Source organism: Paraburkholderia piptadeniae, from assembly GCF_900007165.1.
Taxonomy (GTDB): Bacteria; Pseudomonadota; Gammaproteobacteria; order Burkholderiales; family Burkholderiaceae; genus Paraburkholderia; species Paraburkholderia piptadeniae.
Window position 1 is genome coordinate 1 of the sequence record NZ_CYGY02000253.1, and the last position, 907, is coordinate 907.

2 protein-coding genes are annotated in these 907 nt (G+C 63.8%); both read right to left on the reverse strand.

The annotated features are described in order from the left end of the window. On the reverse strand, positions 1-454 hold a 454-nt coding region (locus BN2476_RS45060), incomplete at its 3' end, for an MFS transporter (RefSeq protein ID WP_143811264.1). Positions 455-488: 34 nt separating this feature from the next. After that, the coding region (locus BN2476_RS45065; RefSeq protein WP_143811265.1) for a YbfB/YjiJ family MFS transporter at positions 489-907 on the reverse strand (419 nt) is incomplete at its 5' end.

Below are 907 nucleotides of genomic sequence, written 5' to 3' on the forward strand. Positions count from 1 at the left end.
CCTGTGTGCCGACCATGACAGTCGACGCCGACGCGTAGCCGCCGACCAGACCGGCAACCAGCCGCAGTCCGACGAGTTCGTAGACGTTATGCGCGATACCGATCAGCGACATCACCACGGCCATGCCGACGGCTGCGCGGATCAGCATCGGCTTGCGTCCGTAACGGTCGGCGAGACGGCCCCACAACGGCGCCGTGAGGGCCGTGCCGAGGAACGTTGCACCGAACGCGACACCCGACCACTGGATCACATCCGCCTGCGATGTCACGCCAAGCTGCTTCACATAGAGCGGCAGGAACGGCAGCAGCATGCTCAGGCTGACGAGCGTCGTGAAAGAGCCGAACACGCAGACGAACAGATTGCGCATCCAGTATTGCTGATTGCGTTCCGTGTAACTGACGGTCGGGACATCCGGCGCGTTGCGCAGCGAGACGGAGGTCATGGGCTGGTTCATGCTATCTATCCTTCGATGAAGCGTTGCAGGTATCTCAAACCTTTTGCGGGTGGGGGCGCAGCGCAGCGAACAGGTCGACGGCCAGCGCGAGTGCGAGCGCCGCTGCGCCGATCACGAACAACATGGCGTAATTGCCGCCGTTTTGCGTGAAAAGAAACGACATGCCATACGCGGCGACCGCCTGCAACACGGCGAATGTCGTGGTGGCCGTGCTCCACGCACCTTTCTGCGCGGCCGGGTGATGCGCGAGCAGTTCATTGACGCGGCCAAGCGCGAGCGGCACGATACCCGGCACGGCTGCGCCCATCAGCACGCTGGAGGCGATCAGCGGTACAGGACTCGTGTCGATCAGAGGCAACGCGACAGCGACGATCTGGATCACGAATGCCGCGCGCAGCGCAGATGCAAAGCCAGCGCGGTCGGCGAGATGTCCGCTGAGCAGCGGGCCCGCAA